Here is an 18,569-nt window from a genome sequence, read left to right on the forward strand (position 1 = left end):
CACACCGTCCGCGTCACGGCCCGGATTGAGTGGCTCTGTCTTTGCGCCCTATACAGGGCGATGAACACGCCGTGGCCGCGGCCGGGCGGAGGGGTCTTGGTCAAAGTTCACTTCGGCTTCAGGCTGCGGCGGAACCAAGGGAAACGGCAGGTCGCCCTGCCTATGAAAACGGAAACACGGATGAAAGACATCGAAGACATCCTCGCACAGGCGACTTACCGCCGCGATGGCGCACGTGTTTATGGAGCCCCGAACTGGGACAGCACGGCGGTGCTCGTCTGCAACATGCAAAGGTGCTGGACGGTGCCGACCGAGCCCTTCTATCGGTTGCTTCCCGGACAGGACGACGGCTTTTTCCTTCAGGTGAACGACTTCGCGACGCGTGCGCGGGACCGCGGGGCGAAGATCGTCTGGCTTCGGACCATGACGGGACCGATCGGTGCGGACGACTATTGGTCGACCTACCTCGATCATTTCGTGGGGCCGCAGAACCGCGGCCCGGCGGTCGAGGCCCTGTTGCCGGGCAGCGAGTCGCAAGACCTCGATCCGCGCATGACCGTGCAGTCAGCGGATTGGATCGTCGACAAACCGCGCTTCGACGCGTTTCTGAAGACCGGCCTGGACGAGCGTTTGCGCGACAGCGGGGTCGACGGCGTGGTCGTCGTCGGGACCGCCACCAATATCTGTTGTGAAAGCACGATCCGTTCCGCAATGGGGCGCGATTTCGCGACGTGGATGCCGCACGATCTGGTGTCCGCGCCCACGGTCGACGGCCATGTCGCAGGCCTCAGGTCGGTGGCGCAGAGCTTTGCGGAAATCTCGGACAGCGCACAGCTTTTCACGGATTGACGCAACCGACGCGACGCCCGTTCGCGGGCGCCCCACGGCCCGAAACTTCTCGAAATGCCGCGATTTTACGCAGGCCTGCGTGCATGGCATGCACCGCGTTCCGTCGTCGTGCGTCTTGTGCTTGGCCGAGGGCATTCCCCCGGTGACGGAGGGGAAAAACCGTTTGACGCATCAAACCGTGATCGCATTACATAAAATGAGATCGCAGTTTGGGGAATCATGTCACAGGGGACGCTCACACTTTCCACGGGTTTCGAGGGCGGCAGCGCGCTTCCCGTCCGCGTGAGCGGCGAGACCCTGCGCATCCGTCTGCGCGCCGATGCGGCCGGGTCGGACATGAACTGGTTCTATTTCCGCATATCGGGCGCAGCCGGGCGTGAGCTTCGGGTCGTGATCGAGAACGCATCGGACTTGTCGCGCCTTGCCGGGCGGGACGAGGTGCCGGACTGCTGGACCGGGTATCGGCCATTCGTCTCCGCGAACCGGCGCGACTGGACCCGATGCGATGCGGATTATGCGGACGGCGTCTTTACCATCAAGACCCCCGCCGTCGCGGATACGGTCTGGGTCGCCTATTACCCGCCATTCCCGATGGACCGGCACGACGCGATGGTCGCGGCTGCGGTCTCGGATGCGCGATGTCGGCTCGAACGCCTTGGCGTGACGCCGCAGGGCCGCGATCTCGACCTGCTTCGGATCGGAACGCCAGGGCCGGGCAAGCCGAAGGTCTGGATCATGGGCCGCCAGCACCCCTCGGAAACGATGGCGGGCTTCTTCGTCGAAGGGCTGCTTGCCCGGCTTCTGGATCCGTCCGACGCTTTGGGCCGCGCGCTGTGCGACGCCCTCGACATCTTCGTCGTACCGACCGTGAACCCGGACGGCTGTGCCATGGGCAACACCCGGCTGAACGCGCGCGGCATGAACCTGAACCGGGCGTGGGACGGGACCGATCCCGAAACCGCGCCCGAGGTCGCGATGATCCAGACCCGGATGCGTGCGGAAGGGGTGGATTTCTGCCTCGACGCCCATGGGGACGAAGAATTGCCCTATGTCTTCCTTGGCGGTCCCCTTGAGATTCCGTCGCGCTCGTCGCGCCTCGATACGTTGTTCAAAGACTTCGGGCAGGCACTGGAGCGGTCCTGCCCGGCTTACAGCATGGATGACCCTTATCCGGGCGGCGCACCGGAAACCGCCGATCTGCGCATGGCGTGGAACGCGATTGCCGAGGAATTCGACTGCCTGTCGATCCTTCTGGAAATGCCGTTCAAGGACACCCATCGCGACCCCGACCCGGAAATGGGTTGGAGCCCAGCGCGATGTGCCGATCTGGGGCGGTCGATGCTCGATGCCATAGATGCCGTCAGGCGGAGGTTGCGGTGATGGACGATCAGACGACATCCGAGGCCAAACTATCCGGTCCGGGGCCGGTCAACGAACGGATCGTCCGTGACCTCAGAACCCGCCTGATGCGGGGCGAGCTTGCGCCGGGCGAAATCCTGACACACCGCAAGCTGGCCGAGCAACTGGACGTCAGTCCGATGCCCGTGCGCGACGCCCTGCGCCAGCTTGTCGCCGAACGCGCGCTCGAGGTCGCGAACGGCAACCGCTCCGTGGCCGTTCCTCGGCTCAACCACGCCAAACTGCATGATCTGAAAACCATTCGGGAAGGTGTCGAAGGACTCGCCGCGCGTCTGGCCGCCGAACGCTGGAAACCCCACGAACTCGCCCAGATCGAGGCCATTCTGGCGGAAACCTCCGACGGGGCCGGATCGCCCGATGCGTCAAGAAACCAGCGGTTCCATTTCGCCATCTATGCGGCGTCGCAAAGTCAGGTGCTGCTGCCCCTGATCGGGAGCCTCTGGCTTCAGTTCGGTCCCTATCTGCCGCGAGCCGGGCAACTGGCGGGCGGCAAGATCGGGGCGGGAGACAAGTATCATCGCGAAATCGTCGAGGCCCTTCGCGCCCGCGACGCGGACGCCGCCGAAGCGGCGATCGTCGCCGACATCGGGCAGGCGATGGACCTCCTATTGACCCATGGTCTCGGTGACACCGGGAGCGGGGGGTAGAGCAATAACAGATCGCCCCAAGGCGACATTCTTTTCACCCAGAGAGGTAAACTGACATGACTGAGACACGACACGACACTTCGGCGCCCGGCGGCCTGAACCGGCGCACCTTCCTTCAACTCGGGGCAGGGATGGGGCTCGTCCTGACGCTGCCCGCGGGCCGTGCCTTCGCGCAAGGCGCCGATACACTGACGGTCGCGATTCCGGCCGACCTTGGCGGTTGGGATCAAGATTTTCTGGCCTTCGACACCATCGGCCTCGCCGTGATGAAGAACACCTATCCTTACATGATCGACTACCCGGTCATGGATCTGGAAGGGGGGCAGGTCTTTGAAACCGAAGGCGTTCTGCCGCTTTATGCCGAAAGCTTCGAGCCGAACGAAGACGGGACGGTCTGGACGCTCAAACTCAAGCAGGGGATCAAGTTCCCCTCGGGCAATGAACTGACCGCTGCGGATGTGAAATGGTCCAAGGACCGCGCCTTCGCCGCACAGGCCAACGTCGCCGGTATCTACCGCATTCTCGGTCTGACCGAGCCGGATCAGGTGAAAGTCGTCGACGACTACACCGTCGAATTCACCCAAGGCACCGCCTCGGCCATGTCGACGCAGATCCAGATCATCTCGCTTTACGTCTATGACAGCGAGCTTCTGAAATCCCACGCGACGGACGAAGACCCGTGGGCCAAGGAATGGGCCAACGTGAACCCGATCGACGGCGGCGCCTATAACGTGACCGAATATCGTCCGGGTGAGGAAATCGTGCTGGAAGCCAACCCGGAATTCCCGGGCGAAGCACCGGGCGTGAAGACCATCCGGTTGCAGGTCATCCCGTCCGCCGCCAACCGCCGTCTGCTGCTTCAAAACGGCGATGTGGACGTGGCGCTCGCGCTGCCGCTGCGCGACGTGATGGACATGTCCGAAGCCGAGGGAGTCAAGCTTCTGTCGGCTCCGAACAACCAGCTGGTCTTCGTGCCGATGAACACCACCATCGCGCCCTTCGACAACCCGGCGGTGCGCAAGGCGATGGCAAAAGCGGTGCCCTACGATGCGCTCATCAAGTCGGTCTATTTCGACGAGGCGCGCCGCGTGAAAAGCGTTCTGCCGCTCGAAATGCCGGGTTACTCGGAAGCGGGCTACCCCTTCGACACCGACTTTGAAGCGGCAAAATCCGAACTGGCCGAAGCAGGTTTCCCGGACGGGTTCGAAACTTCGATCGTCATCGTGTCCGGCGACACCGAAGCCGAGCGGATCGCGGTCCTGCTTCAGAACGCCTTCGGTCAGGTCGGCGTCACGCTGAACATCGAGAACGTCGATCCGGCCACGATGCAGACGCGCCGTCAGGAGAAATCCGCGCCGCTTCAGGTCGCCGCAGGACAGTTCTGGGTCAACGACTTCGAATACCTCGGCGCCACCGCGCTCAGCCCGACGGGCTTCCTCAACTACGCCAACTACAACAGCGAGAAGATTGCCGAACTGCTCGGCTCGCTGGCCGGTGTTCTGGACGAAGAAACGCGGATGGGCATCATTGACGAGGCGCAATCGGTGCTGGCCGAAGACGTGCCGTGGCTCGTCCTCGCTCAGCCGAACTTCATGCTGCCGGTGACGGAAGGGGTCGAAGGCTGGGTGCAGCCTGTCGATGGCCTGTTCCGCCTGCGTTACCTGACGGCCTGATCCAGACCGATGCGCGTCGCCGCTTACGTCCTGAAAAGGCTCCTACTGCTGATCCCGGTTCTCATCGGGGTCAGTCTGATCGCCTTTTTCCTGATCCGCCTGCTTCCCGGCGATCCGGTGCTTCTGATCGTCCCCGAAACGGCGACCGAAGCGGACATCGCGGCGGCGCGTGAACGGCTGGGTTTGGACCAGCCGATCCTCACGCAATACCTCAGCTACGTCGGCGGCGCTCTGACGGGGGATTTCGGGACGTCGATCACGACGAACCGCTCGATCTCCGCCGATCTGGCGCAGCGTATCCCGCTGACGCTTGAGCTTTTGATCTACTCCATGGCAGTGGCGCTGGTGCTCGCCGTGATCGGCGGCGTGGCGGCGGCGCGGCACTGGCACAAACTGCCCGACAAGGTGCTGCGCTTCGCCGCGCTCTTCGGCAACTCCGTGCCGGAGTTCTGGCTCGGCCTCATGCTCATCCTGCTCTTCTACCAAGGGCTGCACGTCGCCCCGCCGCCCTCTGGCCGGGTGGACATGAACCTCGCCGTGCCCACGCACACCGGTTTCATCCTGATCGACACGCTGATCGCCGGGAACGGCAAGGCGTTCCTGTCGGCCCTGCATCACTTGATGCTCCCGGTCGCGACGCTGGCGATCACAGTGACCGCGCCGCTTCTGCGTTCGGTCCGCGCCTCGGCGCTCGAAGTGCTGGCGAGCGACAATTACCGCTGCGCCGCTGCCCACGGGCTTGCCCCGCGCGTGCTGCGCCAACGCTACCTGATGCGCCAGACGCTGACGCGGCTGCCCGCGCTGTCGGCGATCGTCTTCGGCAACCTTCTGGGCGGGTCGGTCCTGATCGAATACGTCTTCTCGTGGCAGGGCCTAGGGCAATGGGCACTGCGCGGCATGCAGGTGCGCGACTACCCGGTCATTCAGGCCTTCGTCCTCGTCGCCGCGACCACTTACGTCCTCATCTTCCTGCTGGCCGATGTCATTCAGGCCGCGCTCGACCCGCGGGTGAAGATGTGACCGCGATCCTCGCCCTCCCGCGCCGGATCGTCCGGCTGCCCTCCATGGTCCTCGCGGGTCTTGCGATCCTTACGCTGGTCGCGCTCGCCGCCATCTTTGCCCCGTGGCTCACCGGCTGGGGGCCCGAGGAGATGGACATGATGTATTTCCTCGAAGGCCCGATGCCCGGCCATTGGCTCGGCACTGATGCCAACGGCATGGACGTTCTGAGCCGAATCCTGCACGGCGCGCGCATCGACCTTGGCGTGGCGATCGCCGCCGTCGCCATCGCCGTGACGCTCGGCACGCTCGTCGGCCTGATTTTCGGCTATGCGGGCGGCTGGGTCGATCACGTCGGGATGCGCGTGCTCGACATGTTTCAGGCGTTCCCGGTCTTCATCCTCGCCCTCGCGGTCGCCGCGATCCTTGGCAATTCGATGATCAACCTGATCCTGACCATCGGCTTCATCAACGCGCCGCCCTATGCCCGCCTGATCCGGGCCGAGGTGCTGTCTTTGCGGAGCCGCACCTTCGTTGAAGCCGCCGAGGCGGCCGGCAATTCGCATATCTCGATGCTGTTTCGGCACCTCCTGCCGAACGCGCTGACCCCGATCCTCGTCATCGCGCCGCTCAACTGTGGTTGGGCGATCCTGATGCTGGCCTCGCTGTCCTTCGTCGGTCTCGGCGTTCCCGTGCCGGGGGCCGAATGGGGCGCGATGATTTCAGCCGGCGCGGCGGACATCGTGGGCGGGCGCTGGTGGACAGCGACCTTCCCCGGCATTGCGCTGTTCATCACCGTGCTGGGCTTCAACCTCGTGGGCGAGGGCCTTCAGGAGAAGGGGGTGAAGCGATGAGCGCCCTTCTGGACATCCGCGACCTCGCCGTGACCATCCCGACAGCCGAGGCCGAGGTGGAGGCGCTGCGCGGCGTGTCCCTGTCGCTGGCGCAGAACGAGGTCGTCGGCATCGTCGGTGAAAGCGGCGGGGGCAAGTCGATGATCGCGCGGGCGGTGACGCATATGCTGCCGGGGGCCGCGCGGATGACCGGCGGGATCGAACTGGACGGGCGGGACGTGGCCACGCTCGCCGGGCCGGACCTGCAAGCCTTTCGCGGCGGCGACGTGGCGCTTTGCTTCCAATCGCCGCGCTCGGCCCTCAGCCCCACGCGCACCGTGGGCAAGCAGATGGCTGACCGCTTTCGCGCCCATGCGCCCGGCGGTGACCTGCGCGCCCGAGCAGTTGAGGCGTTCAAGGCCGTCGGCCTGCGTGAGCCTGAGCGCCAGATCGACCGCTTCCCGCACGAAATGTCCGGCGGCATGTGCCAGCGCGTGATGATCGCGCTCGCGCTCGCCTGTTCGCCGCGCGTGCTGATCGCGGACGAGCCGACCACGGGGCTGGACGTCACTCTGACCGGAGAAATCCTTGATCTGATCGCAGCGCAGGCACGGGATGGGCGCGGGGTTCTCATCATCTCCCACGACATCGCGGCGCTGTCGAAGGTCTGCGACCGGCTTGTGGTGATCGAAGCGGGGCGGATCGTCGAGGATGGCCCCACGCGGGCGGTGATCCATGCCCCGAAAAGCGACTACACCCGCCGTCTGATCGACGCGGTGCCGGACATCCGCCGGAAACGTGCCGTGACGGACGAAAAGCGCGGTGAAACCCTGATGGTTCTGTCCGATGTCGGCGTGACCTATCAGGGCCGGTTCGGGCGCAATCGCAAACCGGCGCTGGCTGGCGTGAACCTTGAAATCCGCAAGGGCGACACCATCGCCATCGTGGGCGAGAGCGGTTCAGGCAAATCGACCCTGTCGCGCACGATCATGGGGATGCTGAAGCCGACCACGGGCCGCGTCGACTTTCGCGGCACCGACATCGCGCGGCTGTCCTTCGGGCGGAAACGTGGCCTGCGCCGGCATATGCAGATGGTCTATCAAGACCCGCTGGATGCGCTCAATCCCCGTATGAGCGTCGAGGATATCGTCTCCGACCCCCTGCGCCTTGTCGAACGCGACGCCGCGCGGCGGTCTGCACTGATCGACAGGGCACTGACCGAGGTGGGGCTGGACCCGACCTTCCGCACCCGCCTGCCGCACGAGTTGTCCGGGGGGCAGGCGCAGCGGGTGGGTCTGGCCCGTGCACTCGCTATCGACCCGGACCTCGTGGTGCTGGACGAGCCGACATCGGCGCTCGACGTCACCGTGCAGGCCCAGATCCTGACGCTTATCCGACGCCTGACCGAACGGCGGGACCGAGCCTATGTGATGGTGTCCCATGACCTCGCCACCGTGCGCGCGCTTTGCGACCGGGTGGTCGTGGTCGACGCCGGTCGCATCGTCGAGGACGGCCCGACCGAACAGATTTTCACCGATCCGAAATCCCCCAAGACGCGGGCGCTGCTGGATGCCGCGCCGCATCTTGCCGATAGACCAAAGGAAGACGCATGAGCACTGACTACCGGATCGCCGTCGATATCGGCGGCACCTTCGTGGACGCGGTCGAACTGGACATGGCCACGGGTGCCTTCCGGTTCGAGAAAGCCCCGACCACGCCCGCCGCCCCCGCCGAGGGCGTGCTGGACGCCGTGGGCCGCCTGCGCGAAAGCCTGTCCGACGTGTCGATGTTCATCCACGGCACCACGCTGGGCCTGAACGCCGTGCTGGAGCGGCGCGGGGCCAAGACCGGGATCATCACGAACGACGGGTTCCGCGACATCTTCCTCGTGGGCCGGGGCAACGTGCCGGACGCGCATATGTACGACTTCCAATACCAGCGGCCCGAAAGCCTTGTCCCGCGTCGCCGGATCGCGGGCGTGGTCGGGCGGCTCGACTACAAGGGGCGCGAGATCACGCCCTTGGACGAGGATGGCGTGCTCGAAGCTGCACGGCTTCTGGTCGAGGATCACGGGGTCGAGGCTATCGCGGTCGCCTATCTCTTTTCCTTCCGTAACCCGGCGCATGAACAGCGGGCCGCCGAAATCATCCGGGCGCTCTATCCGCAGGTGAAGGTCTCGGTCTCGTCCGACATAACCCGTGAGCACCGGGAATATGAGCGCACGTCCACAACCGTGCTCGACGCCTATATCCGCCCGATTTTCGAACGCTACATCGACGAACTGCGCGCGGCGCTCACCTCGCGCGACTTCAAGGGTCGGTTCGCCATCATGCGTTCCGGCGGCGGGGCGATGTCGGCGCAGGCCGCCAAAACCTCGCCCACGCAGACGGTGCTGTCCGGCCCGGCGGGCGGGCTGGTCGGCGGCGCGCTGATCGCGGAAATCCTTGAGCGGCCCGACCTCGTGACCTTCGACGTGGGCGGCACATCGCTCGACGTCTGCCTGATCGAAGGCACCGTGCCGCAGGTCGCGCATGAGGCCGCGCTTGAGAACCTGCCGCTTCTCATTCCGACCTACGACATCCGCACCATCGGCGCGGGCGGCGGATCGATCGCCGCGATGGAGGCGGGGCTGCTCAAAGTCGGGCCGCGGTCCGCCTCCGCCGTTCCGGGGCCGATCTGCTACCGGCGCGGCGGGACCGAGCCGACCGTGACCGACGCGGCGCTGGTGCTGGGCTACATGGACCCCGAGAGCTTTCTGGGTGGCCGCATGACCCTTGACGCAGACGGCGCGCGTGCGGGAATCGAAGCGCAGATTGCCGGGCCTCTGGGGCTGGACGAAACGCAGGCCGCCGCGCGGATCTATGACGTGATGGTCGCCAAGAACATCGGTGCCGTGCGGCAGTTGACCGTGGAACGGGGCCGCGACCCCGCCGATTTCTCGCTGCTGGCCTTCGGCGGGGCTGGCCCGCTCATCGCGCCGCTCGTCGCGCGTGAGATGGGGCTGGCCGAATGCATCGTGCCACTGCTCCCGTCGGGCTTCTCGGCGTGGGGGATGCTGGGGGCAGACATTGTCGACGATTTCGCCCAGACCGACCTGACCGTGCTGGGGCAGGGCGACCTGTCCACCGTTGCCGATAAGTTCAAAGGGATGGAGGCGGAAGCCGCAGCCTCGCTCGAAGCGCAGGGCGTGGGCGCGGGCGACGCGCTGATGGAGCGTCAACTGGAGCTTCGCTATCTGGGCCAAGAACACGCGCTGACCCTCACGGTCGGGGCCACGCTGGACGAGGCCGACCTGACCGCCCGTTTCGCGGACGCCCACCGCGCACTCTACGGTCACGCGATGGAAAGCCCGGTGCAGGTGCTGACGACCCGCGTGCGCGGGATCGGGCGGACCCGCAAGCCGACGATGGTCAAGGCCGACGCGCCCGCGACGTCCCCCGCGATGCCCGCCCCGACCGCCACGCGCCCGGCCTACTGCTTCGCCCGGCGCGAAATGGTCGATTTCGCGGTCTACGCGCGCGACACGCTCCCGGCCTTCGCGGCCTTCCACGGCCCCGCGCTGGTGGACGAAGGCACCTCCGTCACCGTCATCCACTCGGATCAGGCGGTCGAGGTGAACGCCTACGGCCACCTCGTCATCACGCAGGAAGGAGACGCGGCATGACCACGGTAGACGGCGCTTTCACCGAGATCGTCCAAAGCTACCTTTCGGCTGCGGCGAACGAGATGAAGGCCACGCTTGTGCGCACCAGCTTCAACCCGGTGATCTACGAGGTGCTGGACTTCGGGATCAGTGTCTATGACGACAAGCTCGACCTGATCGCGGAAGCGCCGGGGCTGACGTTCTTCCTTGGCGCGAACGATTACGCGGTTCGCCGGGTGCTGGACTACTACGGGCGCGAGAACCTGAAAGAGGGCGATGTCCTGATCTCGAACTACCCCTACTGGAACGGGGCGCACGCGGCGGATGCAACGCTCATGGCCCCAGTGTTCGACGAGCATGGCAAGCTGTTTTCCGTCATGCTGATCCGGGCGCACTGGATGGACCTTGGGGCAAAAGACCCCGGATACGTGCTGGATTCCACCGACATGCATCAGGAGGGGCTGGTGTTCCCCGGCACCAAGGTCTTCTCGGACGGCAAGCCCGTGCAGGAGATCATCGAGCTTATCAAGTTCAACAGCCGGATGCCCGAACATGTGCTTGGCGACCTGAACGCCCAAGTTGCGGCGCTGCGAACGGGCGAGCGGCGGCTGCACGAGATCCTCAAGAAATTCGGGCGCGCCGATCTGGAAGCCGCGATTGCCGCGATCCAGACCCACGGCGAGACGATGACGGCGGAGGCGCTGAAATCGCTGCCCAAGGGAAGCTGGAGCGCCGAGGACATTCTGGACGACGACGGGATCGGGGACGATCCGGTCCCGATGAAGGTCACGGTCACGATCACCGACGACGATTTCACGATCGACTTCGACGGCTCGTCGGGCGCGGCCAAGGGGCCGATCAACATGCCCTTCGGCGCGACACAGGCAATCTGCAAGACGGTGTTCAAATCGCTGACCACGCCGCACCACGTCTCGAACGCGGGCCAGATGCGCGCGCTCAAGGTCAAGGCCGAGGAAGGGACGTTGTTCCACGCGAAATACCCCGCGCCGACCTATACGCTCTGGACCGGGATCGTGGCGCTGGAGCTTGTGTTCAAGGCCATTGCGCAGGCGATCCCGGATCGGCTGGCCGCCTCGTCCGGCGGCGATGTGCCCGGCTTCATGATGATCGGCACGCACCCGGACACGGGCCAGATGTTCGCGATCTCGAACAACGAGGCCTGCGGTTGGGGCGCCAGTCCCGATCACGATGGGGCAAGCGGGCTTCTGCACCTGTCCGAGGCCATCGTGCGCACGACGCCGCTCGAGGTGATGGAGACCAAGACCACCATGCTCATGGAGCGGGTGGAACTGACCCCCGACAGCGGCGGGGCCGGGACGCATCGCGGCGGCGCTGGCGTCACGCGGGTCATCCGGTTCCTGGATGACGGCGAATTCCTGACCGTGGTGAAGAAAACGAAAAGCCCGCCATGGGCGCTGAACGGTGGTCTGCAACCAGCGGCCAACCGCGTGACGCTGTTCCCCGGCACCGACCTCGAACGCGACGTATCCACCCAGCGCACGCCGGTCAAGGCGGGCGACCGCATCCGGGTCATGTCGGCGGGCGGCGGCGGGCATGGCGACCCCGCTGGCCGATCACGCGAGGCCATCGCGGCGGACATTGCCGAGGGCTACGTGACCCTTGCGGCGGCCAAACGCGACTACGGGTATGAGCCGGATGCCTGATCCCGCCCGTGATATCGACGGGGCCGAGGTGGAAATCCTGCGCGCCCGCCTTGGCTCGGTCGCCGAGGAGATGCGCACGACGCTCAAGCGCACCGCGTTCTCGCCAGTGATCTACGAGGTGCTCGACTTCGGGATCAGCGTCTATGATGCGAACCTCGACCTGATCGCGGAAGCGCCGGGGCTGGCGCGGTTTCTGGGCGCGAACGACTTCGCCGTTCCGACCGTCATTCGCCACGTGGGCGCGGACACCCTGAATCCCGGCGACGTCGTGGTCGCGAATTACCCCTACTGGAACGCCGCCCACGTCTCGGACGTCAGCCTGATCGCGCCGGTCTTTGTGTCGGGCCGGGAGGCGCCCTTCGCCTATCTCTGCGTGCGGGCGCACTGGATCGACATGGGGGCCAAGGACGCGGGCTATGTGCTCGACTCGACCGACATGCACCAAGAGGGGCTGATCCTTCCGGGGCTGAAACTGGTCAAGGGCGGCGTTCCTGACCGGGAATTGTTCGAGCTGATCCGCTTCAACAGCCGGATGCCCGACGTTCTCCTGGGCGACATCGAAGCGCAGCTTGGCGCGTTGAAGGTGGGCGAGCGGCGGCTTGTGGCTTTGGTCGAAAGCTTCGGCGTGGACCGGGTCGAAGCCGGGATCGCCAAACTCATCGCCTACGGTGAAGACGTGGCGCGCCGGGCGCTTGCCGATCTGCCGGAAGGTGAGTGGGAGGCTGAGGACTGGATGGAGGGCGACGGGATCACCGACGACCCGATCCTGATGAAGGTTCGCGTCACGCACCGGAACGGTCGCATGACCATGGATTTCTCCGGCTCCGCGCCGACCGCCAAAGGCCCCGTGAACCTGCCGCTCGGGTCCACGATGGCCACCGCCAAGGTGGCGTTCAAGGCGCTCACCTCGCCGGGGATGCCGACGAACGCGGGCCACATGCGTCCGCTCGAGGTGATCGCCGAGCCTGGCACGATCTTTCACGCCGAATACCCCGCGCCGACCTATACCCAGTGGACCGGGCTGGTCGCGCTGGAACTGATCTATGCCGCGCTTGCCAAAGGGATGCCGGACCGCGTTCAGGCCTCGTCCGGCGGCGACGTGCCGGGGTTCATGATGATCGGGACGCACCCGGACACCGGCCAGCCGTTCGCGCTGTCCAACAACGAAGGCGTCGGTTGGGGCGCGACGGCGACCCATGACGGCAAGGTGGCGGGCAGTCACCTGACCCAGACCGTCGTGCGCAACACGCCTGTCGAGATCATGGAGACGCGCACCGCCATGCGCGTCGAACGGCTGGAACTCAGGGCGGGCAGCTTCGGGAACGGCGAATATCGCGGCGGGCCGGGGATCACCCGCGACATCACCTTCACCGCGCCGGGCGAGTTCCTGTCGATCGCCAAAAAGACGCTCACCCGGCCTTGGGGGCTGAACGGCGGGGGCGAGCCGGAGCCGACCCGTTTCACCTATTTCCTCGGCACGGACCGCGAGAGGCGCATCGGCACATGGCGCACCCGCGTCGAACCCGGCGACCGTGTGCGGGTCGAGACGGCGGGGGGCGCGGGCTATGGCGATGCCGCCCGTCGCGACCCGAAAGCCGCCGCCGCTGACCGTGCCGATGGACTGACGGAGGAGACCACATGACGGACGACACTTTCGAGCTTTACGACCTGCGCGTGGAAGTCATCCGCTCCGGCCCCGGCAAGATCTATTGCGGGCAGGAAGGCGACTATTTCGAACTGCGCGGCGAGATGCTGCATCTGCCGGAGGGGCAGGGGTTCTCGATCTATTCCCTGTCCGCCGTTCTGCCGCTGCTCGCCGCCAAGCAACGCGACACCCACCCGAACGACTGGATGAGCACGGATGCCGCCTGTGCCTGTCCCGACCCGAATTGCCCGACCCGGCTGCGCATCACCCGGATCGGAAAACGCACATTCAGCCACGCCGCGACGACCGCCGTGCCGCTGACAAAGACCGAGGAGTGAACATGAGTGACATGGAACGCGCGACGATGGGCGATGGATATGCCATCAGCCGCATCATCAAAGGCGGCTGGCACCTTGCAGGCGGCCACGGGAAGATCGACGAGGCTCAGGCCGTGCGCGAGATGTATGCCTACATGGAGGCCGGGATCACCGCCTTCGATTGCGCCGACATCTATACGGGCGTCGAAGACCTGATCGGCGCGTTTCGGCGCGATGCCAAGGCGAACGGGCGGACCGACCTGCTGGACAGGCTCAAGGTCCATACCAAATGCGTGCCGGACCTCGACAAGCTCGCAACCATCCAGAAACGGGACGTGGAGGCGACCATCGACCGCTCGCTCAAGCGGCTGGATGCCGAACGGCTCGACCTCGTCCAGTTTCACTGGTGGGATCTGGGGGTGCCGCGTTACCTCGAAGTGGCCTCGTGGCTGTCCGAGATGCAGGCGGCGGGCAAGATCGACCGGCTGGGGACGACGAACTACAACACGGACTGCATGATCGCGCTGGACGGGGCCGGGTTCGACATGACTTCGATCCAGCTTCAGTACTCGTTGATCGACCGCCGCCCGCGGAAACGCATAGTCGATTTCTGTGCCGCCAAAAACATCAACCTCTTGTGCTACGGCACTGTCGCGGGCGGGTTCCTTTCTGACAAATGGCTGGGCGTGGACGAGCCGACCGGGGCGCTCGAGAACCGGTCGCTGACGAAATACAAACTCATCATCGAAGACATCGGCGGGTGGGACGTGTTCCAGTCGCTTCTGCGCCTGCTGCGCGACATCGCGGACAAGCACGACACCGACATCGCCTCCATCGCCATGCGTGCCATGCTGCTGGAGCCGCAAGTGACGGCGATCATCGTGGGGGTGCGCCATGACGGCCACCTCGGCCGCCACGCGCGCGTGTTCGACATCGCGCTCGACGACGACGATCTCGCACGGATCGAGGCCGAGCTCGACCGTCACGACGTGGTCGCTGGCGACGTCTATGACGTCGAGCGCGACCGCCACGGCCGCCACGGGCGCATCATGAAATACAATCTGAACGAGGCCTGACATGACCCTTTCGATCAGCGGCAACATCCCGCAGGGGCGCATCAACGTGATCGACGCCTCGGACCCGTCCAACATCCGCCTGTCCCTGCCGAAAGACCCCGGAACCCCGTTCTTCGCATGGTATAACTTCCGCGTCTCCGGCGCGCGCGGCGTGCCGCTGACCTTCGTGTTCGAGGACATCGGCGCGAGCGTGGCGAACCGCATGGACAACCGGGACGATGTGGAGGACGCTTGGACCAACACAGGGCCGCTCGTCAGCGAGGATGGCGAGATCTGGGTCCGCACGCCCGCCGTTTCGGATGGCGAGACATGGACGTTCAGCTACACGCCCAAGGGCGATCTCGTCACCTTTGCCGAGTTTCCGCCCTTCGGCCCCGAACGCGATCAGGCGCTGACCTATCGGGCGCTGAAAGACGCCGATGTGCGGCTCGAGGTGATCGGCCAGTCGGTTCAGGGCCGCCCCATCGACCTCCTGACCTTCGGCACGCCCGGCTCCGACAAACCGCACCTCTGGATCACGACACGCCAGCACCCGTCCGAGACGCAGGGCGGGTTCTTCCTCGAAGGGCTGTTCGACCGATTGCTCGACCCTTATGACGCCGCCGCACGGGTGTTGCGTGCACAAGCGGTGCTCTACATCGTGCCGAATGCGAACCCCGACGGAAACGCGCTTGGGCTGTCGCGGGCCAATGCGGCCGGTGCGAACCTCAACCGGGAATGGGAAAGCCCGGACCCCGAACGCGCCCCCGAAGTGGTGGCGATCCGTGAGCAGATGCTTGCACGCGGTCTGGATTTCTTCCTCGACGGTCATTCCGACAACGAGTTGCGCTGCAACTTCATCTGGCCGTCCGAGAATGTTCCGACATGGACGCCCGACCGTTGGGACATCTTCCGGACCTTCGAGACGGCGCTGGACGCGGCGTCGCCCGACTATGAAACCGGACACCCCTATCCGGGCGGTGCGGCGCCCGCCGTGGCCGATCTGGGCATGGCATGGAACTGGGTCGGCGCGGCGTTCCCCAAATCCCTTTCGGTTCTCTTAGAACAAGCCACGAAGGATACCACCTTGCACCCGATGGCGGGGCAGGGGTGGCTCCCGCAACGTGCGCGCGGACTGGGGCGCGATATCGTGCCCGCTTTGCTGGCCGTCGTCCCGCATCTCAGCCGGCAGGGACGCGCCGAACCCTACTGACCGGACCGCCGCAACCGCTGCGGATTGGCGCGGTTCATCGGATTGGCGGTGATCCTGCCCGCAACAGTCCGTTTTCAGCTTGGGCAGCCCTGCGGCCACCCTGTTCCAGAACACGTCGAAACGGCTTTATTTCAAGGCCACCCGCGCCCCAGGTCCGGGCGGTCGGCACGCACGACGGGCCGGCGACGTTCGCCGGATGTTCGAACCGCGCGGCCATTTCTTGCGAGCCCGCGAGGCAACACCCGGCGGCGTCAAATTCACGCTTGATTTCAAAATCTTGCGTCGCGCGCCGCCCGATCGGCTCGCGTCGGAGTTCGAAATCGAACGTGTCGTCGCGCCCGCCCGGCCGGACGCGCGAGTGTTGACTCGCCAATCGGTTCTAGCGCAGCGTGAAGGCGAACCACGAGGAATCGCTAAGTATTTTGACGGCGGCCACCCGGACAGGGCGGCTCTCGTGGTGGTCTCTCTGTGGCTCATGACTTGATTGATTGCGGTCCGGTCCGCGCATGTCGCGCGATCCGGGAAAACGAATTTCAGGAGGTATGGCGGCCATGCTGCAACTCAAACATCCGGGCGTCTACACTCAGGAACTGCCAAGCGGCGTGCGGCCCATCACGGGCGCGTCCACCTCGGTCGCGCTTTTCGTCGGCCCCACGGTGACCGGGATCGACGACAGGCCGATCCGTATCTTCAGCTTCGCGGATTTCGAGCGCGCGTTCGGGGGCCTCAGCCAGACCTCGAACCTGTCCTATTCCGTGCTCCACTTCTTCGCCAACGGCGGGTCCGAAGCCTATGTCCTGCGGGTGCCGCCGGAGGGGGCCGTCGCAGCCTCAAGCGGGTTCAAACGGGCGGATACGGACACCCAGACCTCTCTCACCGTCACCGCCCTGTCCTCCGGCGCGGCCTCGAACGAGATTTTCGTGGCCTTCGACGCTTTCGGGATCGAAGCTAACCCCTTCGGCGAAGACGGAGACACCAAGCGGTTCAACATGACGATCACCGACCGGGCCACCGGGCGCGTTGAGCGATTTGGCGACATCTCGACCTCGTCGTCTTCCGCCCGCTTCGCACCGCTCGTGGTGAACGACGCGGGCCTCGGCTCGCAAATCGTCGGCGTCGAGGTGAACGGCATCGACAACCCCGCGCCCGAAATGACCGGGTCGGTCTTTGCGATCGGGACCGCCCCGACCCCGGGCACGTTCGGTGCGGACGTCAAGGTCAAGCTGTCGGTCACCTTCCCGAAAGCCGACGGCACCCCTGATCCGGCGGCCTCGATCGACGGGCACGAGATCACGGTGTTTCTTTCGGGCAAGGCCCAGCCCGCCACGCCGCTCGAACTCGCCAAGAACCTGACCGCCGCCATCGCCGGAGCGATTGCCGAGGACGAAACCCTCAAGGCGAAAATGGGCGACTACGCGGTGGTCGCGACGGCGGAGGAGGGCGGCGCGTTCCTGCGCCTGATGCTGAGTGCCCCGGTCGGTTCCGCCACGCAGGCCCGGCGCACGGACGGGACCGTCACCCTTTCCGCGCCGACATCCGGCACCAACCTGATCGCGACCTACGGGCTCGACGCCAAGACCGAAGGTCCGTCGCGCTACCAACTCGGTGCGAAATACCCGGCGGCCCATGTGAATGTGAGCGGGCTGGTTCCCGGCGCGACCGGGCAAAGCCACGGGCAGCCGACATCGGACGACTTCAAGTCTGCGATCATGGCGTTGGAGGAACCCGACCCGTTCTTCAACATCCTCTGCCTGCCCGACATCGTGCGACCCAGTCCGGGCGACCCCAACGCACCGCAGCATTCCAACTACGGCGCGGTCTATGGCGAGGCCGCGCGCATCTGCGACAAGAAATTCGGCTTTCTCTTGATCGACCCGCCGCCCGACGTGACCACCTATGTCGGGGCCGAGGCGTGGAAAAGCGGGCGTTTCATCTTCGCCTCTGAACATGCGGCCGCCTATTTCCCGAACATCCGGGTGGATGAACCGCTCGTGCCCGGCAGCATCCGGACCCATCCGCCGTCGGGCGCGATTGCGGGGCTTTACGCCCGCACCGATGCGGAGGCGGGCGTCTGGCAGGCACCAGCCGGGACCAACGCTGTTCTGACCGGCGTCTACGGCCCGGCGGTGGACCTGTCCGACAGCCACCACGGCGTGCTCAACCCCGTCGGCCTGAACGTGATCCGCAAATTCCCGATCTACGGAACGGTCGCATTCGGGTCGCGCACGGTGGACGGCGCCGATGCGAAGGGGAGCGAATACAAGTACATCCCCGTGCGGCGCACCGCGAACTACATCCTGCGCTCGCTGTCCGAGGGGCTGCGCTGGGCGGTCCACCAGCCCAACGGCGACGAATTGTGGTCGCAGATCCGGGTGAACGTGAATGCCTTCATGCAACGGCTGTTCCGCGCGGGTGCCTTCAAGGGCGTCACGGCGCAGGAGGCGTTCTTCGTGGCCTGTGACGCATCGACGACACCGCAGAGCGACATCGACCTTGGCATCGTCAACGTGGTGGTCGGGTTCGCGCCGCTGAAACCGGCGGAATTCGTCGTGATCTCACTTCAACAGATGGTCCAGGCAGCGGAATAAGGA

At 65.7% G+C, this 18,569-nt stretch carries 15 protein-coding genes; all 15 read left to right on the forward strand.

The window, feature by feature from the left end; translation table 11 throughout:
- The first annotated feature begins 180 nt into the window (after positions 1-180).
- Positions 181-849 carry a cysteine hydrolase family protein gene (locus tag HOY44_RS16000; RefSeq protein ID WP_287436006.1) on the forward strand — a complete coding sequence of 223 codons (669 nt, stop codon included), beginning with the start codon at positions 181-183 and terminating at the stop codon, positions 847-849.
- A 219-nt stretch (positions 850-1,068) separates the two neighbouring features.
- A complete protein-coding gene (locus HOY44_RS16005; protein WP_287436008.1) occupies positions 1,069-2,229 on the forward strand; it encodes a M14 family metallopeptidase in 1,161 nt (386 codons plus the stop codon).
- Positions 2,229-2,915, forward strand: coding sequence for a GntR family transcriptional regulator (locus HOY44_RS16010; protein WP_008330028.1), 687 nt, complete (start codon positions 2,229-2,231; stop codon positions 2,913-2,915). The genes HOY44_RS16005 and HOY44_RS16010 overlap by 1 nt, the downstream gene beginning before the upstream one ends.
- A 56-nt stretch (positions 2,916-2,971) precedes the next feature.
- On the forward strand, positions 2,972-4,588 hold the full coding sequence (locus HOY44_RS16015) for an ABC transporter substrate-binding protein (protein WP_287436010.1): 1,617 nt from the start codon (positions 2,972-2,974) through the stop codon (positions 4,586-4,588).
- A gap of 9 nt (positions 4,589-4,597) precedes the next feature.
- A complete protein-coding gene (locus HOY44_RS16020; RefSeq protein ID WP_138423360.1) occupies positions 4,598-5,608 on the forward strand; it encodes an ABC transporter permease in 1,011 nt (336 codons plus the stop codon).
- Positions 5,605-6,441: an ABC transporter permease gene (locus tag HOY44_RS16025; RefSeq protein WP_287436012.1), complete on the forward strand. Its 837-nt coding sequence runs from the start codon at positions 5,605-5,607 to the stop codon at positions 6,439-6,441. The genes HOY44_RS16020 and HOY44_RS16025 overlap by 4 nt, the downstream gene beginning before the upstream one ends.
- A complete protein-coding gene (nikE, locus tag HOY44_RS16030; protein WP_287436014.1) occupies positions 6,438-8,033 on the forward strand; it encodes a nickel ABC transporter ATP-binding protein NikE in 1,596 nt (531 codons plus the stop codon). The genes HOY44_RS16025 and nikE overlap by 4 nt, the downstream gene beginning before the upstream one ends.
- Positions 8,030-10,084 carry a hydantoinase/oxoprolinase family protein gene (locus HOY44_RS16035; RefSeq protein ID WP_287436016.1) on the forward strand — a complete coding sequence of 685 codons (2,055 nt, stop codon included), beginning with the start codon at positions 8,030-8,032 and terminating at the stop codon, positions 10,082-10,084. Before nikE ends, HOY44_RS16035 begins: the two co-directional genes overlap by 4 nt.
- Entirely contained in the window at positions 10,081-11,748 is a 1,668-nt protein-coding gene (locus HOY44_RS16040) for a hydantoinase B/oxoprolinase family protein (RefSeq protein ID WP_287436018.1), read from the forward strand. The genes HOY44_RS16035 and HOY44_RS16040 overlap by 4 nt, the downstream gene beginning before the upstream one ends.
- Positions 11,741-13,390, forward strand: a complete 1,650-nt coding sequence (locus tag HOY44_RS16045; protein ID WP_287436019.1) for a hydantoinase B/oxoprolinase family protein — start codon at positions 11,741-11,743, stop codon at positions 13,388-13,390. The genes HOY44_RS16040 and HOY44_RS16045 overlap by 8 nt, the downstream gene beginning before the upstream one ends.
- On the forward strand, positions 13,387-13,731 hold the full coding sequence (locus HOY44_RS16050; protein ID WP_287436021.1) for a TIGR04076 family protein: 345 nt from the start codon (positions 13,387-13,389) through the stop codon (positions 13,729-13,731). Before HOY44_RS16045 ends, HOY44_RS16050 begins: the two co-directional genes overlap by 4 nt.
- A gap of 2 nt (positions 13,732-13,733) precedes the next feature.
- Positions 13,734-14,786 (forward strand): aldo/keto reductase, encoded by a 1,053-nt coding sequence (locus tag HOY44_RS16055; protein ID WP_287436023.1) that lies wholly within the window; start codon positions 13,734-13,736, stop codon positions 14,784-14,786.
- A gap of 1 nt (position 14,787) precedes the next feature.
- Positions 14,788-15,978, forward strand: a complete 1,191-nt coding sequence (locus HOY44_RS16060; protein WP_287436025.1) for a M14 family metallopeptidase — start codon at positions 14,788-14,790, stop codon at positions 15,976-15,978.
- A 196-nt stretch (positions 15,979-16,174) separates the two neighbouring features.
- Positions 16,175-16,462, forward strand: a complete 288-nt coding sequence (locus HOY44_RS16065; protein WP_287436027.1) for a hypothetical protein — start codon at positions 16,175-16,177, stop codon at positions 16,460-16,462.
- A 67-nt stretch (positions 16,463-16,529) separates the two neighbouring features.
- Entirely contained in the window at positions 16,530-18,566 is a 2,037-nt protein-coding gene (locus HOY44_RS16070) for a phage tail sheath C-terminal domain-containing protein (RefSeq protein ID WP_287436029.1), read from the forward strand.
- Positions 18,567-18,569 lie beyond the last annotated feature (3 nt).

This window comes from Maritimibacter sp. (genome assembly GCF_016774595.1).
Taxonomy (GTDB): domain Bacteria; phylum Pseudomonadota; class Alphaproteobacteria; order Rhodobacterales; family Rhodobacteraceae; genus Maritimibacter; species Maritimibacter alkaliphilus.